This window comes from Longibacter salinarum, assembly GCF_002554795.1.
Taxonomy (GTDB): Bacteria; Bacteroidota; Rhodothermia; order Rhodothermales; family Salinibacteraceae; genus Longibacter; species Longibacter salinarum.
On record NZ_PDEQ01000003.1, the window covers coordinates 334,379 to 351,382 of the forward strand.

Below are 17,004 nucleotides of genomic sequence, written 5' to 3' on the forward strand. Positions count from 1 at the left end.
TGTCCTTCGGGCCGAATATGATACGATGGGATGGAGTTCATAATAGGTAGGTTTCGGGCTCTGGTACATCCATCCCGATGTCCACAGCGATGGGTTGACCGGTGCTACTGCGGCCGATATTCCTTCGGTACCTGATCTGCAACGCGTTCAAAGGCGAAAAAGCCGGAAACGGTGACGCCGTATGGATCGACAATGTCGCCCTTGTAGTCGATCGTGGCCGGACCCCGTTCGAGCCAGAACTGCGAGGTCTGAAACTTGGGCGCATTGCGGCGGATCGCGTCGCTCGACGCGTATTCATTGAGCCACGTTGTATACGCCTCCGTCTCCTTTTCTCCGAGATAGATGACTTCGGCCACGCCGTTGAAGTCGAGCACCCGTTCTGTTGCGACTTCGCCGTCCTTCATGATGTCGTCGACGGTCGTCGGATAGCGCTGGCCGCCTGAGATCAAGCTACCTCCCCCCAGTGGACCGCTGTCGGAGCCAAAGTTGCCGCCGGACGATGGACGCATGTACAGTTTGAAGCCATGCTGCTCGATGTTATTCGCGAGCATGGCGAGCATCAGATGGTGAAACGAACCGTAGAACGCTCTGCGACGCGCTTCGGCCCATTGCTCTCGCTCGTCCACGGAGCCCTCGAGTTCGGAAAACAGCGGCTCGCCGTTGTACCGCGTGCGGCCGGGGGTTGCGACGAACTCTTCCAGGAAGTACTCGACGCGATATCCCAGTGCCCTGTTAATGATAACAAGAGGTTCGACAGAGTAGGCTTCCAGCGAGCCGACGCCACCGTCGAACCGAAGGACTTCCGGGTTCTGGATCTCTGTCTGCTTTGCATTCGGCGTCTCGCCGATAAAGAGTCGCTGGAACTTCGCGTAGCGCTCCTGCCATTTCTCATCGCGCTCTGCTTCAACGGTGACGCCTTCTTCTTCGAGCACCGTGACCTGAAGCGCAAAGTCGACGTTGTATACCCGAGCCTCACGCAGATTCAGGTTGCGAGCGGCGGACTCATACCCGATGCTGGACACGTAGAGGCGGTGGGCACCGAGCGGAACGCGTTCGATGCGGTACCGGCCGTTTGCGTCGGTGGCCGTACCGGTCATGCTTTCTGCGATGAAGACGTTGACATCCTGCAGCGGATCGCCGGTTTCGGCATCGGTGACGACACCAGTCAGCACTGCACGACCGCTGGGTGTCTGCGGCTGGGCCTGTACGTCAGCGGCCGCGAAAAGGGTAAGAACGACGAGAACGACGGAGAAAAGACGCGTCATGGGGGCGGCAATTGAGGAAACGGGTGGCACGCACGTTCTAACGTCCGTGCACGGCGATTTCGTACGGCAACCTCAAAAACGAGCTATGGCCGTAACCGGTGTATCACATGTGCAGATCGCACGCCGGATTACTTCGCCTGCTGGATCGCGGTAATTGTACCCGGATCCTCGAGACTGGACGTGTCGCCGAGATCTTTTCCGAGATAAGCGTCGCGGATGAGTCGGCGCATGACCTTCGCGTTTCGCGTTTTCGGAAGGGCGTCGGTGAACAGAATCTCCCGCGGACGCAGCGGTTTGCCGAGTTCGGCGACCACCTGCTGCATGAGTTCGTCGCGCAAGTCATCGTCGGCGGTCTCGCCCGGGCGGAGAACGACGAAAGCGACCACTTCGCTTCCTTTGACTTCGTGCGGTACGCCGATGACGGCGCTTTCAGCCACAGCATCGTGCGCGTTCAACAGGGCTTCGACCTCGGCCGGTCCGAGCCGCTTCCCGGCGACATTGATCGTGTCGTCTGAGCGGCCGAGGATGTACCACAGGTCGTCCTCGTCGATGGCGGCAAAGTCGCCGTGGACCCACGTATCCTCGAAGCGTCGCCAGTAGGTGTCGAGATATCGCTGGTCGTCCTGCCAGAAGCTGCGCGTCATGCCGATCCACGGCTTCCGAATGACCAGCTCGCCGACTTCCCCGCGAACGGATTCCCCAGAGGGATTGACGACGTCGGCCGCCATGCCGGGGACGGGACCGGAGAAGGCGCCGGGCTTCAGGGGCTTGAATAGGTTTCCGCAAAGGATGCCACCGGAAATTTCCGTACCCCCTGAATAGTTCAGAATGGGCTTTTTACCGTTTAGCACCGTATTAAAGCACCATTGCCACGACTCCGGATCCCACGGGCTCCCCGTCGATCCGACCGCTCGGAGACTGGATAGATCATGGGACTCTACCGGGTCGCTGCCGTACGTTTTGAGGGCGCGGATTAGCGTTGGAGAGATGCCAAGATGGGTGACCTCGTGGTCTTCGACGAGCTGCCACAGGCGGTCGGGGGCGGGGTAGTCCGGAGCACCGTCGTAGAGGACCATCGTCGCGCCAATTGCGAGCGTCCCGAAGACGAGCCACGGCCCCATCATCCAGCCCATGTCGCTCATCCAATACATGGTTTCGCCGGGCTTCAAGTCCATCGCGTGATACATGTCCTGCGCTCCCTTGATCGGGAAGCCGCAGTGTGTGTGGACCGCGCCTTTCGGGGCACCCGTCGTCCCACTGGTGTAGATGATCATCACCATGTCTTCGGCTGCCGTGCGCTCTGTTTCAGCCGTTCCACTATGGCCCTGCATCGCATCGGACCAGTACATGTCGCGGCCTTCCGTCATTGGCGTGTCATCGCGGCCGAGGTGAGGATGGACGATGACGTGCTCGACGGTGGGGCACTGTTCGAGCGCCTCGTCGGCTGTTTCCTTGAGGTGAATTGGTTTGCCGCGTCGCGTGAAGCCGTCCGCCGTGAAGAGCGCCTTCGCTCCAGCCCCTTTGAGGCGCGTTGCGACGGCGCCGGCTCCGTATCCGCTGAAGAGGGGGCAGAGGACCCCACCGATCTTCACGATCGCGAGGAAGGCGATCACGATCTCCGGCGTCATCGGCATGAAGAGCCCGATCCGGTCGCCCTTTCCGAGTCCCATCGAGCGAAGAGCATTCGCGCACTGGCACACGCGATGGTTGAGTGCGCCGTAGGTGAGACTGACGGTGCTCCCGTCCTCTGCTTCGTAGCGGAGCGCGACGCGATCTTCGACGTCCGTATCCTGCCACTTGTCCAGCAGGTTGTGGACGATGTTCATCTCGCCGCCGACGCACCACTCGGGAAACTGGATGCCGTCGGACAGGTCGACGATGTCGTCGTAGTCCTTGTAAAACTCGATGCCGAGGTCGTCCAGCACGGCGTCCCAGAACCAGGCTACATCGTCCGTGGACCGGCGCTGCAGATCCTCGTAGCTATCGATTCCGTGTGCATCCATGAACGCCTTCAGGTTCGAGTTGGCCACCGCTTCGGGATCGGGTTCCCAGACGATTTCTTGGCCGAAAGGAAAAGCGGAGGTAGACGTGGAAGCGGTTTCAGACATGAACTGACGAGCGGGGATTGAGCCAGGTGAAGGTGAAGGCGAGCGCCGCACGACAGACGGTGCTCCATCTGTGTATGATACGGGCGAATCGTTGACGGTAGCAAACGCCCCCACACCGTGCGGGATGTCATTTTATGCGACTGGCATTGAACCGGCGGGCCAGCGGATTCACCGTGCCGATGGGCGGGATTGAAGGCGGGTTTCTCGATGGATTCGAGCGGGTAGGAGAGGGAACGTTTGTGTAACGCACCGTCAGATCGGCAGCAAATTCATACCTTTGGCAACGAATCGGCGAATCCCGGCGCTCCTGCAAGACACAATGTCCGAAGACACCGGTATGATGGATTGACTTTGCGATTGTCCGCACGTAGAGGCCGGTCAAATTGCAGTGCGATCTCTTCGCACAGCGGAACCGGACTCATGAATGCGGCGAAGCGTCGGTCCGCATCATACAGTTGACAACGGCGCTCCTCCATATCATCCCCACAACGCTGTACCGAACGTGGCTGATCGAGAACACCCTGAAGGACCTTCTAACGATAACGACCGCCCAAAAATGCCGGGACCACGCGAGAGCAGTGGTGGTCGTGGCAACATGATTATTTTCATTATCGCGGGTATTCTACTCGCGCTCTTTGCGTACCAACAGTTTACTGGCCCGACCGTCGGGGCGCAGGAGGTAAGCTACTCCGAGTTTCGACAGGAGGTACGCACTGGGAATGTTGACCAGGTGACGGTGCAGGGGCAACGCGTCGTCGGCGACCTGGTCAATGAGTCGAAGACGGCGACCGCTGAGGGCGATTCGACCTCGTACCAATCGTTCGTGACGTATTTGCCGTCCTTCGGCGACGAGAAGCTCATGGAGCTGCTCGAGGCGAATAACGTACAGGTCGTGACAGAGCCTCAGTCGGATTTCCCGTGGACGCTCGTCATCATGGGGCTTCTGCCCATCCTGCTCCTATTCGGAGTCGGGTATTTCTTCCTCCGGCGGATGCAGTCGCAGGGACAGGGCCTATTTTCCGTGCGTAAGAGTAAGGCCAAGTTGTTCGACAAGGGGGAAGAGGATACCACGTTCGACGACGTGGCAGGTGCGGAGAGCGCCAAGGAGGAAATGCGCGAGATCATCAAATTCCTGAAGAACCCGGAACGGTTCGAGCGGCTTGGCGGGAAGGTGCCGAAGGGCGTTCTCCTCGTCGGACCGCCTGGAACCGGTAAAACGCTTCTTGCTCGGGCCGTCGCAGGTGAAGCCGATGCTCCGTTCTTCAGCGTTAGCGGATCCGACTTCATGGAAATGTTCGTTGGTGTCGGGGCTTCTCGCGTCCGCGATATGTTTGAGGACGCCAAGGAGAACAGTCCGGCGATCATCTTTATCGATGAGCTTGACTCGATCGGGCGCCAGCGTGGGGCCGGCCTCGGTGGGGGCCACGACGAACGGGAGCAGACCTTGAACCAGCTGCTTTCTGAGCTTGACGGCTTCGAGGAGAATCAGGGCATTGTCGTCATGGCGGCTACGAACCGTCCGGACATTCTCGACTCCGCACTGACTCGCCCGGGACGTTTCGACCGGCAGATCACGGTGCCGCTTCCGACGAAGCAGGCGCGGAAGCAAATCCTGGAGATCCACGCGCGCAACAAGCCGCTGTCGGACGAGATCGACCTGGAGGTGATTGCCGGGAGTACGCCCGGATTCAGTGGTGCCGATTTGGAAAACCTTCTCAATGAGGCTGCTCTCCTCGCCGCCAGATTCGACCGCGAGCAGATCGAACGAGAGGATATCGAGGAGGCGCGGGACAAGGTGATCATGGGCCTGAAGCGCGAGGGCATGGTCATCGACGACGAGGAGAAGAAGCTGCTTGCCTACCACGAGGCCGGGCACGCTATTGTCGCCGCCGTCTTGCCCTACGCCGACCCAATTCACAAAGTGACGATTGTGCCGCGTGGCCAGGCGATGGGCGTCACACAGCAGATGCCCGAGAAGGAGAAATACTTGTACCGACGCGAGTACCTGCTGGATCGACTCGCCGTCGTCATGGGCGGCCGGGCTGCGGAAGAACTGATCTTCGACACGGCAACATCCGGGGCTGAGAACGACTTGAAACAGGTCCGGCAGATGGCGCGCAAGATGGTCCTCGACTGGGGCATGGGCGAACAATTCCGCCACATCGCTCTGGGCGACAACCAGGGGCGTGTTTTCCTCGGCGAAGAGCTTGCCAAAGGGAAGAATTACAGCGACGATACGGCCCGTCAGGTCGACGATGAGATCCGCGCGATTTCGGAGAATGCCTTCCAGCGCGCCATCGACACGCTCCGCGATAACCAGGAAGCGTTCGATAAACTTGCCGATCTTCTCATCGAACGAGAGGTTGTGCCGGGTTCGGATGTGCTGAAGCTCGTGAACGGTAACGCCGATTCATTCGATGATGTGCTTACGAACGGAACGGCAGGCGAGGATCAGACGCAATCCTCACGTGTCGACGGGCGGCATTCGACCGGAGGGGAATCTGGGTCGGACGCGTCGTCGAATGAGACGCGAGACGAAAGCTAAGGTCGCACAACAAAACGAGTAGCATTTTCGGTCGCCGCATGGAGCCTTTGCTCGATGCGGCGGCTTTCGTTTGCTCGAAGGGGATGCTTCATAAATCGATCGCTCTGGTGGGATAGCCGCCATTTGCAGCTACTGGAGAAGGGGGAGAATGGTCATATTTCGGCTTCAAGCATCATATTTATTAAGTTGCCGTCCGCAGCGACAAAAAGATGGCCGGTGCGACAGGACTCTTTCGCTCTTATCTATAGGCATCGGTCCCATCGGTGTGGCCTCTCGTCCCCTCTCTCTTCGTCTGACGTAGGTATCATGCGTATTTCTCTTCCATTTGCATCTCAAATCGGACGCATCTTCTCGGTCCTTTTCTCGCTCGTATTCATCGGGGCCGGTCTTGCCGTGATGTTTTTTGTGCCGGCAGAATCCGCGTCCGGGGACGGATTCAAACAGTATATTCCGTACGCCTTCGGCGGCATCTTCGTGTTGGCCGGCATATTTTCGCTTATCTCGTCGATCCGGAAGGGCAAGCAGCAGGCGGAGGCGAACCAAATGCTTGAAAAGCACTCCGATGAGCCATGGAAAGTACGACCTGAGTGGCGTTCGTCCGAAATCGTCGGGGAAGGATCACTGAGTCGTAGTGAAATCTTTTTCACGATCATCTGGAATGTGATTGCGTGGCCACTGGCCTATTTCATGATCTCAAAGGCGAATGTCGCGGAGGAAGGAGCCGTCATCTATTTGGTCCTTCTGTTTCCCCTCATTGGACTCGGCTTCCTTGGGAAGGTGGTGTACAACTACCTGCAGATGCGAAAATTCGGGACCACGATCCTGGAGATGGAATCCATGCCGGGCCGACTCGGAGAACGGTTGTCCGGGGTGCTGAAAACGGGCATGTCTGTGGACGGGCAGCCAGAGAACGGGTTTGAGGTGGAAATCAGTTGCTACCGCCAGTACGTACGGTACACGCGTGATTCGGACGGGGACCGCAAGAAGAAAATCGAGCGGGATCTCCTGTGGCGAGACGAAGCGCGCGTGCGGGGGCAGGCCTACGGTGATGGAACGAAGGTCCAGGTTCCGTTCTCCTTTCAGCTTCCGACGAATCAGCCTGCCTCATCACCGATGAAAACCGAGAGGCGAAAACTGTGGGAGGTCTCCATCGAGGCCGACGTGCCGGGTATTGACTTGAGCGATAAGATCGAAATCCCGGTCTTCGAGTCGGAAGGAACCGGAACCCCTTCTCAGCCAACTTCACCAGCGGACGGTCGTGAGTCTACGGGCGAGGCCGATGGGGAGGAAGCTTTCACGAAAGGAGACGGCGCCCCGGGATCCGACTCGGCCGTTTCTGCTGCGGTCGATCAGGCGGACGAGGCGCCCGCGTTTGACGAGGAATGGGAGTTCGATGAGCCGGTAACGAAGGGGATCACGATCGAGGATGCGCCGGGGAAATTCGAGATGCACTTCGGCTCGTCACGAAATCGGAGCGGTGGACTTACACTCGGTCTGATCGGCCTTGCTATGGTTATAGGCGGTTTCTTCCTGTTCGGTGCATCGTTCCTCTTTGCCCTGATCATGGTTGGCCTCGGCGGACTCATGGTGTATGGGGCGGTTCAAAACCTGACCAATGACACGGTCGTCTGGATTCGTAACGGTCAGATTGAGGTGACACACGACGGTATGGGGATGCCGGATGACGTCGCGTTTCCGGCATCGGAGCTGGAAGATGTCATGGTCCGGCTCGATAGTACGAACCAAAGCTCAGGGTACGGTATTTTCCTCGTCGCGTCAGAGTCAGCGGATCTAGGGGATCTGGAGAAGAAGGCGGCGAAAGCGAACAAGACACTATCTAACCTTGGCGTCAGTACCTCGAACCCCATGCGCAAACAGATGAAGGAAGGCATGGAGAAACCGCATGTGCGGGTGGCGAATCAGCTCGAAGATAAAGCGGAGGCGGACTGGCTCGCTCAACGAATCAAAGAGGCGGCCGAACGGGAGGCGTCGTTCTAATGATCAAAGCCGGAGGAGCAAAAGTCGTTACGCCTCCTCGCGCGCAGGAACGCGGGCAATAAATGGCAGGTGTACGTAATGTGCACGGCGGTCCGAAAGCGTGTACACGTCATGTTGACTCCAGGACGAGACTCACCTTTTACCATGGCTAAAGCTCCAAAGGCTCGAGACGCAAAGGATTTGAAACAGCGTCTTACCGATCAACAGTATCACGTAACTCAGGAAGCTGGCACCGAACGAGCATTTACGGGCAAATACTGGGATCACAAGGAAGATGGCACCTACGCCTGTGTCGTGTGCGGCACAGAGCTTTTCGACTCCGATACAAAATTTGAGTCCGGCAGCGGCTGGCCGAGTTTCTATGATGTCGTCGCTGAGGGAAATGTCGAGCTACGCCAAGACAACAGTCTCGGAATGCAGCGTACTGAGGTGGTTTGTGGTGAATGCGGCGCGCACCTCGGTCATCTGTTCAACGATGGACCGAATCCGACCGGGAAGCGCTACTGCATTAACTCGGCGGCCCTGAATTTCGAAGATGAGGACGACCGTGACGAATGAAGTGTCACCTTTTCCTGAATGCACCCTGGTGCACGGTGTCCCTGTCTGTGGAATCGACGTAGGCCCGGAGACGCGCTGCGCGCACTATCACGGAGACGCGGACATCATCGCCATTCGCTTCCCATGCTGCGACCGGTTCTATCCGTGCCATGCCTGCCACGATGCGGTCGCCGATCATGAGGCGGAGGTCTGGCCACGCGATGCATTTGACACGCCAGCCGTCCTCTGTGGGGCGTGCGGCGAGAAGTTGACCGTCTCCGAATACCTTCGGTCAAACTCGGCTTGCCCCGCGTGCAGCGAGGCCTTCAATCCAGGCTGCGCGCAACACCGGCATCTTTATTTTGAGACGCCACCTTCGTAGGATCTTGACACTTGTGTGGGTAGGCGCTAGATTCTCCAAAAAGCATATAGCCACTCACATACAAGCCTGTTGCTATGCCATACAAGTTCGAGATTTACAAAGACAAGTCGGATCAATTTCGATTTCGATTCAAAGCGCCGAATGGTCAGACGATGTTTAGCGGCGGTCAGGGATACGCCTCGAAAGCCTCACTCAAGAAGTCGATCGCGTCGATTCAGAAAAACGTTGCCGACGCGGATGTGGTAGAAGAGGCCGAAGCCTGATTACGCGTCGCCGGTCGTCGGCCTATGTGTCACGTTGATATGAAGCGCCGTTTTCCGGTTGGAAGACGGCGCTTACCGTTTCTAGGTACCTGTTTGGCGGACAGCTTTCGTGGATCCGAGGCTACGGACCTGCCGCCGGTTGATCCTTGCGACGTTCGCAACACGAGGCGCAGTTGATCTTGCGCACGGGATCCACTGCGTCATTGCAACGGAATTACCTTCAAGGCTGCGAATAGATATGAACGACCGCGAATGCTTGTTTGCGATCCATCGGCCAAACACGTTGTGAAGACCGCCATTTCCGAGAGAATATGAAATCGCCGAGTCGTTTATATTCTGGACATGAGGCTCGGGCTACGGAGAAGTGGGCGAGACCTCCGATCATGGCCAGGCCCCGTGCTACCGAAACCAGAAATACATAAACCGCAGACGTCACGTTTTCGTAGCCCTCTCACGTCGGAGTTGAATCATCTTGTTTCCTATGTCTTTGTCTCGTTTTCTCGCGGCCGCGTGTGCCGCTTTGCTCTTTCTACCCATTTCCGCCCAGGCGCAGGCGCCCACGGTCGATCGTGTTGACCCCTCCAACTGGTGGACGGGCATGGTGTGGAATGACGTCCAATTGATGGTCTATGGCGACCATCTCGACGCCGTCACAGCGCGTGCTCCAGCAGATGGTATCACAGTTACAGCCGTCCACTCGGTACCCAACGATGACTATGCGTTCATTGACGTGACGCTGGCGGAGGACCTTGCGCCCGGAAGGTATGATATCATCGTGTCATCGCCCGGCGGAGACGACACGATTGCCTTTCCAGTCCAGGAGCGCACCGTAGGCCCGGACGGACCGGACGGCTTTGGCCCGGACGATGTCGTGTACCTGATCACGCCGGACCGCTTTGCAAATGGAAACCCGTCGAACGACCGCGTCGAAGGCATCCGTGATGAGTACGATCCGTCCGATCCACGGATGCGGCACGGCGGCGACCTACGCGGCATCATTGAGCATCTCGACGAGCTCGAGGAACTCGGCGTTACGACGCTCTGGCTTACGCCCATTCTGGAAAATCGAGGGCGAAACAGCTATCACGGGTATGCAGCGACCGATCTCTATCGTGTCGATCCGCGCTTCGGGACGAATGACACATACCGGGAGCTCGTCGCGGAGGCGCACGAGCACGGACTGAAGGTGATCTACGACCATGTCAGCAACCACATCGGGATCGAGCATCCCTGGATGGAGAATCTGCCGCGGGAGAGCTGGGTGAACGGAAGCGTGGAGGATCATCACTCCGACAAGCACTACAAGATGTCGGTCGCCGACCCGCACGCGGACCCCGAGCAGGAAGAGTTGCTTCGAACGTTTTGGTTCGTCGACGCGATGCCAGACCTAAATCAGGAGGATCCATTTGTCTCCACCTACCTGATTCAAAACATGATCTGGTGGATTGAAACGACAGGACTCGATGGCATCCGCGAAGATACATATCCTTACGCCGACCCGGAATTTCTGTCTGAATGGGCAGAAGCTCTACAGGCGGAATACCCGAATCTTTCCATTGTCGGTGAGGTGTGGGATACGGCCCCTGCGTATACTGCGATGTATCAGTCCGGTAGTCCGTTGACGACGGGCGTTGAGACGCATCTTCCGTCCGTCATGGACTTCGCGCTCTCCACGGCGCTTCGAGATTATCTTCAGGGGGACGGCGGACTCTCGGACGTATATCAGGTCCTCGCTCAGGATCTCCTCTACGGCGACCCGATGCGTGTGATGACGCTTATCGACAACCACGATATGCCGCGTGCCGCCTATCTCGCTGACGGGGACCGGAAGCGCCTGAAGCAGGTGCTGACCATGCTGTTCACGCTGCGCGGTATCCCACAAATGCTGTACGGAACGGAAATCGGGATGGTCGGCGGACAAAGTCACGTTGAGCTTCGGGCGGACTATCCGGGCGGCTTTCCCGGGGACAAGCGGAGCGCCTTCACTCGCGAAGGAAGGACGGCATCCGAGAATGACATCTACGACCACATTCAGTCGCTACTCGCTCTTCGGTCTGAGCATGAAGCGCTTCGACGCGGACGCCTCGTTCAATATCCACCGACCTATGGTCACCCGGTGTACACCTACCGACGCGTGGGCGACAACGAGGAATTCCTAGTCATCGTTAATGGCGGTGATGAGGCTCGGCGCGTGGATCTAGAGGAGGAGCTGAACCATCGGACGGTGCCCGTACGTCTCGTCGATGCTGTGACACGTCAAGAGGCATCCCTCTCCGGCCAAACGCCATCCCGATCGATTGAGGTCGATGCTCGATCTGCAAATGTGTACCGGGTGGTTTCCCGGAAGAAATGATCGGTTGTTTTCTGTCATGAACGGGTCCGGAGAGCTGTAACCGTTTTCCTCGCTTCGTCGTATCAATAATGATTTGGCGAACGAACCCATGATGCCGACAGGCGGAAACGCCATGTATGGCGAAAGTAAGATTCCCTAGTCTAGATTCTGCACCCATGCGTATTCTCACATCACTGGTCGCCGTCGTCGTGGCGGCGCTTCTGCTGACAGGCTGTAGCTCGTCGGCACCCACAGCTCAATCGTCTGCGTCCGCAGAGGAGTCAGCATCGGGCGACGACTTCAAGAAAGCCCTCGCGAAAAGCGAGAAAATGGACGGTCTGTTCACCGTCTATCGCGACACCACAGACGGCTCTGTGCACCTCGAGATTAGTGAAGACCAACTCGGGAAGGAGTTCATCTATTTCACCCACACGGTCGACGGTGTCGTTCAGGCCGGCCACTTCCGCGGCGCCTACCGCGACAACGCCGTGTTCACGATCGAGCGACATTACGACCGCATCGAGTTCGTCGAGCAGAACACCAACTTTTACTTCGACGAGGAGAGCGCCCTCGCCCGCGCAGCAGCAGCGAACACGAGTCCATCCGTCCTGCATGCCGAAAAGATCGTCGCTCATGAAGACGACAGCGGCCGCATTCTGATCAAGGCCGATGATCTTTTCCTGACCGATGCGCTGCACCAGGTGAAGCCGTCACCGAATCCGAAGGCTCCCCCGACCGCGTTCAAGCTCGGCCGTCAGGACAAGGGCAAATCGAAGATCCGGTCGCTGCACAACTATCCCGAGAATACGGATGTTGTCGTCGATTACGTGTTCAGCAACTCCACACCGCTGAATGGTGGAGGCGAGGCGGTGACGGATGCGCGCAACGTTACGATCACGCTGCGTCACAGCCTGATTGAGATGCCGGACAACGATTATACACCGCGTTTTGCGGATCCGCGTGTCGGATACTTTGCATCGCAGAAGACAGACCAAACGTCCACGAGCGCGACGCCCTACCACGACCTCATCCATCGCTGGCACCTGGAGAAGAAAGATCCAGACGCCGAACTCTCCGAGCCGGTGGAGCCCATCGTCTGGTGGATCGAGAATACGACGCCGGAACGCATTCGCCCGATTGTGAAGGAAGCGGTGCTTGCCTGGAACGAGGCATTTGAGGCTGCGGGCTTCCGTAACGCTGTACAGGTCAAAGTGCAGCCCGACTCCGCGACATGGGATGCCGGTGACATCCGGTACAACGTGCTTCGCTGGACGTCCTCACCGCAGCCCCCATTCGGTGGCTACGGGCCGAGTTTCGTCAATCCTCGCACGGGACAGATCCTCGGGTCCGACATTATGCTCGAGTACGTCTTCCTGACAAACCGCGCCAATTACAATAAGCTGTTCGACATCACCGGTCTGACGAGCCTCAACGACGAGATGCCGTCGGATATGCAGAAAGGCGCGATGTGCAGCATCGGCACCTTCATGCACGCCAATACGATGTTTGGCCGTACCGCGGTTCGTGCGCTGTCGGATGACGGACCTACCGGTCTCGATGGTGAGATGACACAGCTGATGGAAGAGGGAATCTACTACCTTGCCCTCCACGAGGTTGGTCATACACTCGGCCTGATGCACAATATGAAGGCGAGTCAACTGCACGGACCAGACGAGGTCCACAATGCCGATATGACGCGCGCGTCGGGACTCACGGGATCCGTGATGGACTATCCCGCGATCAACGTCGCCCCACCCGAGACGAAGCAGGGCCAGTTTTACACGACCAAGCCGGGGCCGTACGACCTCTGGGCGATTGAGTACGGTTACACGACCGACGAAGATAACCTGGACGCGATTCTGTCGCGCTCGACCGAGTCGGAATTGGCGTTTGGAAACGACGCGGACGACATGCGGTCGCCCGGGAAAGCGATCGATCCGCGCGTGATGATTGGCGATATGTCCGCCGATGCTCTTCAGTACGCCGAGGATCGGATGGGGCTCATCGGCGAGCTGACGCCGGATCTCGTTAGCAAGTACGCTGATGCCGGCCAGTCCTGGCAGGAGCTTCGCGACGCCTACGGGATCATCATGGGTCAGCACGTCGGCATGATGCAGGCCGTTTCGCGTTACGTTGGTGGTGTATACGTCGACCGTGGGTTCGTGGGGCAGGAGGGAGCGGGTGATCCGTACACGCCCGTCCCCACAGAGGATCAGAAGCGTGCTGTCCAGATTCTGGAAACGCATCTCTTTGCTCCGGATGCGTTCGACAAACCGGCGGATCTCTACCGCCACCTGCAGCCACAGCGTCGAGGCTTCGAGTTCTTCGGTGATAGCGAAGACCCGAAGATTCACGCTCAGGCCCGCCGGGCACAGGAGAGCGTGCTCGCCCACCTGCTCCACCCGAATACGCTGGAGCGGATTACGGACACACGTCTCTACGGCAATGGCTACCGACTCATCGACTACATGGATGATCTCACGGACGCCGTCTTCGAGGCCGACGCCAACAGCAACGTCAACACGTTCCGTCAGAACCTGCAGCTTGCCTACGTGCAGGGACTCGCCGGTGTGTTGAGCGAAAAAGGTCGAAAGATGTACGACCCGATCGCGCAGACGGCCGCACTGCATAGCCTCAACCGGATCGAGGACATGATCGGCGACCGCCGTGGCGTGAATGCCGAGACGCGTGCTCACACCGAGCACATCCTCCTGATCGTGGAGAACGCGACGTCGGTGGACTAATGTCACGCAGTGTTTCGGTGTTGACGTGTTTGCGTTCGGTTGCAGACACGAGCATAGTAAGGGTGCCGCCTCCGATCGGGGGTGGCACCCTTTTTTTGTTTCGGCTGAAATGGTTTGCGCAGAGGCCGGGCCGAGGTAATACGCGGATGGTCCCGTCGCTTCGAAGTCGACGCCATGCGTAAGAAAGAAAAACGGCGCCCCCGCCCAAAGGCAGAGACGCCGCTCAATGCTGCGGAGAGAGACGACGGTTCAATCGTCACTCCCATCCACAATCAACAATCCACAATCAGCCCATCACGGCTTTGCCGGTTGCTCGCTCTGCACCTGTCCATCGCCGCCGGCGTGGCGCTCCGGCTGCCAGGAGTACGCGTAGTCGTTGTCTTCGACATCGAGCGCCGCTTTGGTCAGCTTGAGCGGGCGGAACGTATCGACCATCACGGCCAGCTCCTCGGTGCCTTCCTTGCCGATCGACGCTTCCGTCGAGCCGGGGTGCGGGCCGTGTGGAATGCCGCCCGGGTGGAGAGAGAACGAGCCGCGGGAGATACCGCGTCGGCTCATGAAGTCGCCCTCGGCGTAGAACAGCACCTCGTCGGAGTCGATGTTGCTGTGGTTGTACGGCGCCGGGATCGATTTCGGGTGGTAGTCGAAGAGGCGCGGCACGAACGAGCAAACCACGAAGTTATGCGCTTCGAAGTGCTGGTGCACAGGCGGCGGCTGGTGAATGCGGCCCGTGATCGGCTCGAAGTCGTGGATCGACGTGGCGTACGGGTACATGCAGCCATCCCAGCCAACCACATCGAAGGGATGGTAGCGGACAAAGTAGCGATGCAGCTTCCCGTGTTTTTTGATTCGGATCTCGAACGGACCCTCCTCATCGTACGCCTTCAGCTCCGTCGGCGGCCGAACGTCACGCTCGCAGAACGGGCTATGTTCGAGAAGTTGCCCGCGCTTGTTGCGATACTTCTTCGGGAAGCGAACTTCCGAGTTGGACTCGATCACGAGGAGCCGCGGTGGGTTTTCCTCGATGTCGCCATCAAAGACCCAGCGGTGCGCGATCGTCCGCGGGACGTGGACGTAGTCGCCCTCGGTAAACTCGACTGTACCCAGCGGGCTTTCGAGGCGTCCTTCTCCTTCGTGGACGTACACCAGCTCATCGCACGAGGCATTGCGGAAAAAGTAACCGTCCATCTGCTCCGTCGGCCGGACCAGGGCGAGGTTTACGTCCGAGTTGCCCATCATGTACGTCCGGCCCGAAAGCCAGTCGCCACCGGGTTCTACCTCAAAGCCCTTGATGTGGCGGTGCTGCAGGAAGTCCTCATCCGCGTATTCGATCTCATACGAGACCGGTTCCTCGATGCGATCGACGATCGTCGGTTGGTGGATGTGATACGCGATCGACTGAATGCCGCTGAAGCCTTCCGCGCCGATCACCTCTTCCGTATAAAGTTCTCCGTCAGGGCGGCGGAACTGGGTGTGCCGTTTCTTTGGCACATCGCCCATTCTCACGTAATATGGCATGGTGCGAATTCGAAATTTGGAATGCGAAGGTCGAAATGAGTTGCGGAGATCGATTCGCGAGGTCCGCCGGTGCTCCGACGGCCTCAGCGAACCCATGCAGTCTTACAGATTGCCGCGCTTTGCCTGCTCGCGTTCAATCGCCTCAAACAGGGCTTTGAAATTGCCGGCCCCAAAGGAGCGTGCGCCCTGGCGCTGGATGATCTCGTAAAAGACTGTCGGGCGATCCTGGATGGGCTTCGTAAAGATCTGCAGCAGGTAGCCGTCCGGGTCGCGGTCGATCAGAATGCCCAGTTCCTCGAGTGCGTCGATCGATTCGTCGATCTCGCCGACCCGATCCATCAAGACCTCGCGATCGTAGTAGGTGTCGGGGACGTGGAGGAAGTCGACGCCGCGACGGCGGAGCTCCTCAACCGTTTCGATGATGTTGTCCGTGGCGAGGGCGACGTGCTGGACACCAGCGCCGCGGTAGAATTCGATGTACTCCTCGATTTGGCTTTTCTTCTTGCCTTCCGCCGGCTCGTTGATGGGGAATTTGATCCGCTCATTCCCATTCGACATCACTTTCGACATCAGCGCCGAATACTCCGTCGAGATGTCCTGATCGTCGAACGAAATGAGGTTCTTGAATCCCATCACGTCGGCGTAATAGTCGACGTACTTATTCATGTCGCCGAGTTCGACGTTACCGACGCAGTGGTCGACGTACTTGAGTCCGACCGGGTCGGGCTGTTCCCAGAACTCGTTCTCCCACTCCTCAAAGCCGGGGAAGAAGAGGCCGTCGTACTCCGACCGATCGACAAACGTGTGGATCGTGTCACCGTACGTTGCGATCGCGGCCGTGATGACGCGGCCATGCTCATCCTCGTGAACGGTCGGTTCCTGGATCGGAATGCCGCCGCGCTTTGTGGTTTCGTTGAAACTCTTCTCTGCATCGTCAACCCAGAGCGCGATATCACGCACGCCGTCACCGTGCTTCTGAACGTGCTCCGCGATGAACCCTTCCGGACCCAGAGCGCTCGTTAGGACGAAACGGATTTTCCCCTGCTCGAGCAGGTAACTCACAGATTCGCGGTTCCCCGTCTCCGGGCCGCGGTATCCGCGGATCTGAAACCCGAGCACGTGAGCGTAGAAGAGCGCAGACTGTTTTGCATTGCCTACGTAAAACTCGACGTAGTCGGTGCCATTGATCGGAAGAAAATCCTCCGCAGTCTTGGCGCCAGGATGGGGAGCGACAGGTGTCTCTGCCATGATCAAAGAGGTGGTGGGTGACAGGGAACGGCGAGCGGTGTGGATGAGACGAGCGGTGCGTGGT

11 protein-coding genes are annotated in these 17,004 nt (G+C 58.5%); 7 read left to right on the forward strand and 4 right to left on the reverse strand.

Annotation, left to right across the window (positions count from 1 at the left end; translation table 11 throughout):
- Positions 1-104 precede the first annotated feature (104 nt).
- Together CRI94_RS07705 and CRI94_RS07710 are read right to left on the reverse strand one after the other, a co-directional pair.
- Positions 105-1,265 carry a carboxypeptidase-like regulatory domain-containing protein gene (locus CRI94_RS07705; RefSeq protein WP_098075094.1) on the reverse strand — a complete coding sequence of 387 codons (1,161 nt, stop codon included), beginning with the start codon at positions 1,263-1,265 and terminating at the stop codon, positions 105-107.
- 128 nt (positions 1,266-1,393) lie between these two features.
- Positions 1,394-3,373 (reverse strand): AMP-binding protein, encoded by a 1,980-nt coding sequence (locus CRI94_RS07710; protein ID WP_098075095.1) that lies wholly within the window; start codon positions 3,371-3,373, stop codon positions 1,394-1,396.
- 556 nt (positions 3,374-3,929) lie between these two features.
- Here CRI94_RS07710 and ftsH point away from each other — a divergent pair.
- The 7 genes from ftsH to CRI94_RS07745 all read left to right on the forward strand — a co-directional run bounded on the left by ftsH (position 3,930) and on the right by CRI94_RS07745 (position 14,174).
- Entirely contained in the window at positions 3,930-5,918 is a 1,989-nt protein-coding gene (ftsH, locus tag CRI94_RS07715) for an ATP-dependent zinc metalloprotease FtsH (RefSeq protein ID WP_098075096.1), read from the forward strand.
- Between the two features lie 306 nt (positions 5,919-6,224).
- Positions 6,225-7,916 (forward strand): hypothetical protein, encoded by a 1,692-nt coding sequence (locus CRI94_RS07720; RefSeq protein ID WP_098075097.1) that lies wholly within the window; start codon positions 6,225-6,227, stop codon positions 7,914-7,916.
- A 144-nt stretch (positions 7,917-8,060) separates the two neighbouring features.
- Positions 8,061-8,474, forward strand: coding sequence for a peptide-methionine (R)-S-oxide reductase MsrB (gene msrB, locus CRI94_RS07725; protein WP_098075098.1), 414 nt, complete (start codon positions 8,061-8,063; stop codon positions 8,472-8,474).
- Positions 8,452-8,835 (forward strand): CHY zinc finger protein, encoded by a 384-nt coding sequence (locus CRI94_RS18005; RefSeq protein ID WP_098075099.1) that lies wholly within the window; start codon positions 8,452-8,454, stop codon positions 8,833-8,835. Before msrB ends, CRI94_RS18005 begins: the two co-directional genes overlap by 23 nt.
- Positions 8,836-8,909: 74 nt before the next feature.
- Positions 8,910-9,098, forward strand: a complete 189-nt coding sequence (locus tag CRI94_RS07735; protein ID WP_098075100.1) for a YegP family protein — start codon at positions 8,910-8,912, stop codon at positions 9,096-9,098.
- A 481-nt stretch (positions 9,099-9,579) separates the two neighbouring features.
- Entirely contained in the window at positions 9,580-11,451 is a 1,872-nt protein-coding gene (locus CRI94_RS07740; protein WP_098075101.1) for an alpha-amylase family glycosyl hydrolase, read from the forward strand.
- A gap of 155 nt (positions 11,452-11,606) precedes the next feature.
- The gene (locus CRI94_RS07745; RefSeq protein ID WP_098075102.1) at positions 11,607-14,174 is read left to right on the forward strand and encodes a zinc-dependent metalloprotease; all 2,568 of its coding nucleotides are present in this window, start codon (positions 11,607-11,609) and stop codon (positions 14,172-14,174) included.
- A gap of 294 nt (positions 14,175-14,468) precedes the next feature.
- On the opposite strand, the gene CRI94_RS07750 is transcribed toward CRI94_RS07745, so the two are convergent.
- The gene (locus CRI94_RS07750; RefSeq protein ID WP_098075103.1) at positions 14,469-15,692 is read right to left on the reverse strand and encodes a homogentisate 1,2-dioxygenase; all 1,224 of its coding nucleotides are present in this window, start codon (positions 15,690-15,692) and stop codon (positions 14,469-14,471) included.
- Positions 15,693-15,794: 102 nt separating this feature from the next.
- A complete protein-coding gene (gene hppD / locus CRI94_RS07755; protein ID WP_098075104.1) occupies positions 15,795-16,940 on the reverse strand; it encodes a 4-hydroxyphenylpyruvate dioxygenase in 1,146 nt (381 codons plus the stop codon).
- Positions 16,941-17,004: the final 64 nt, after the last annotated feature.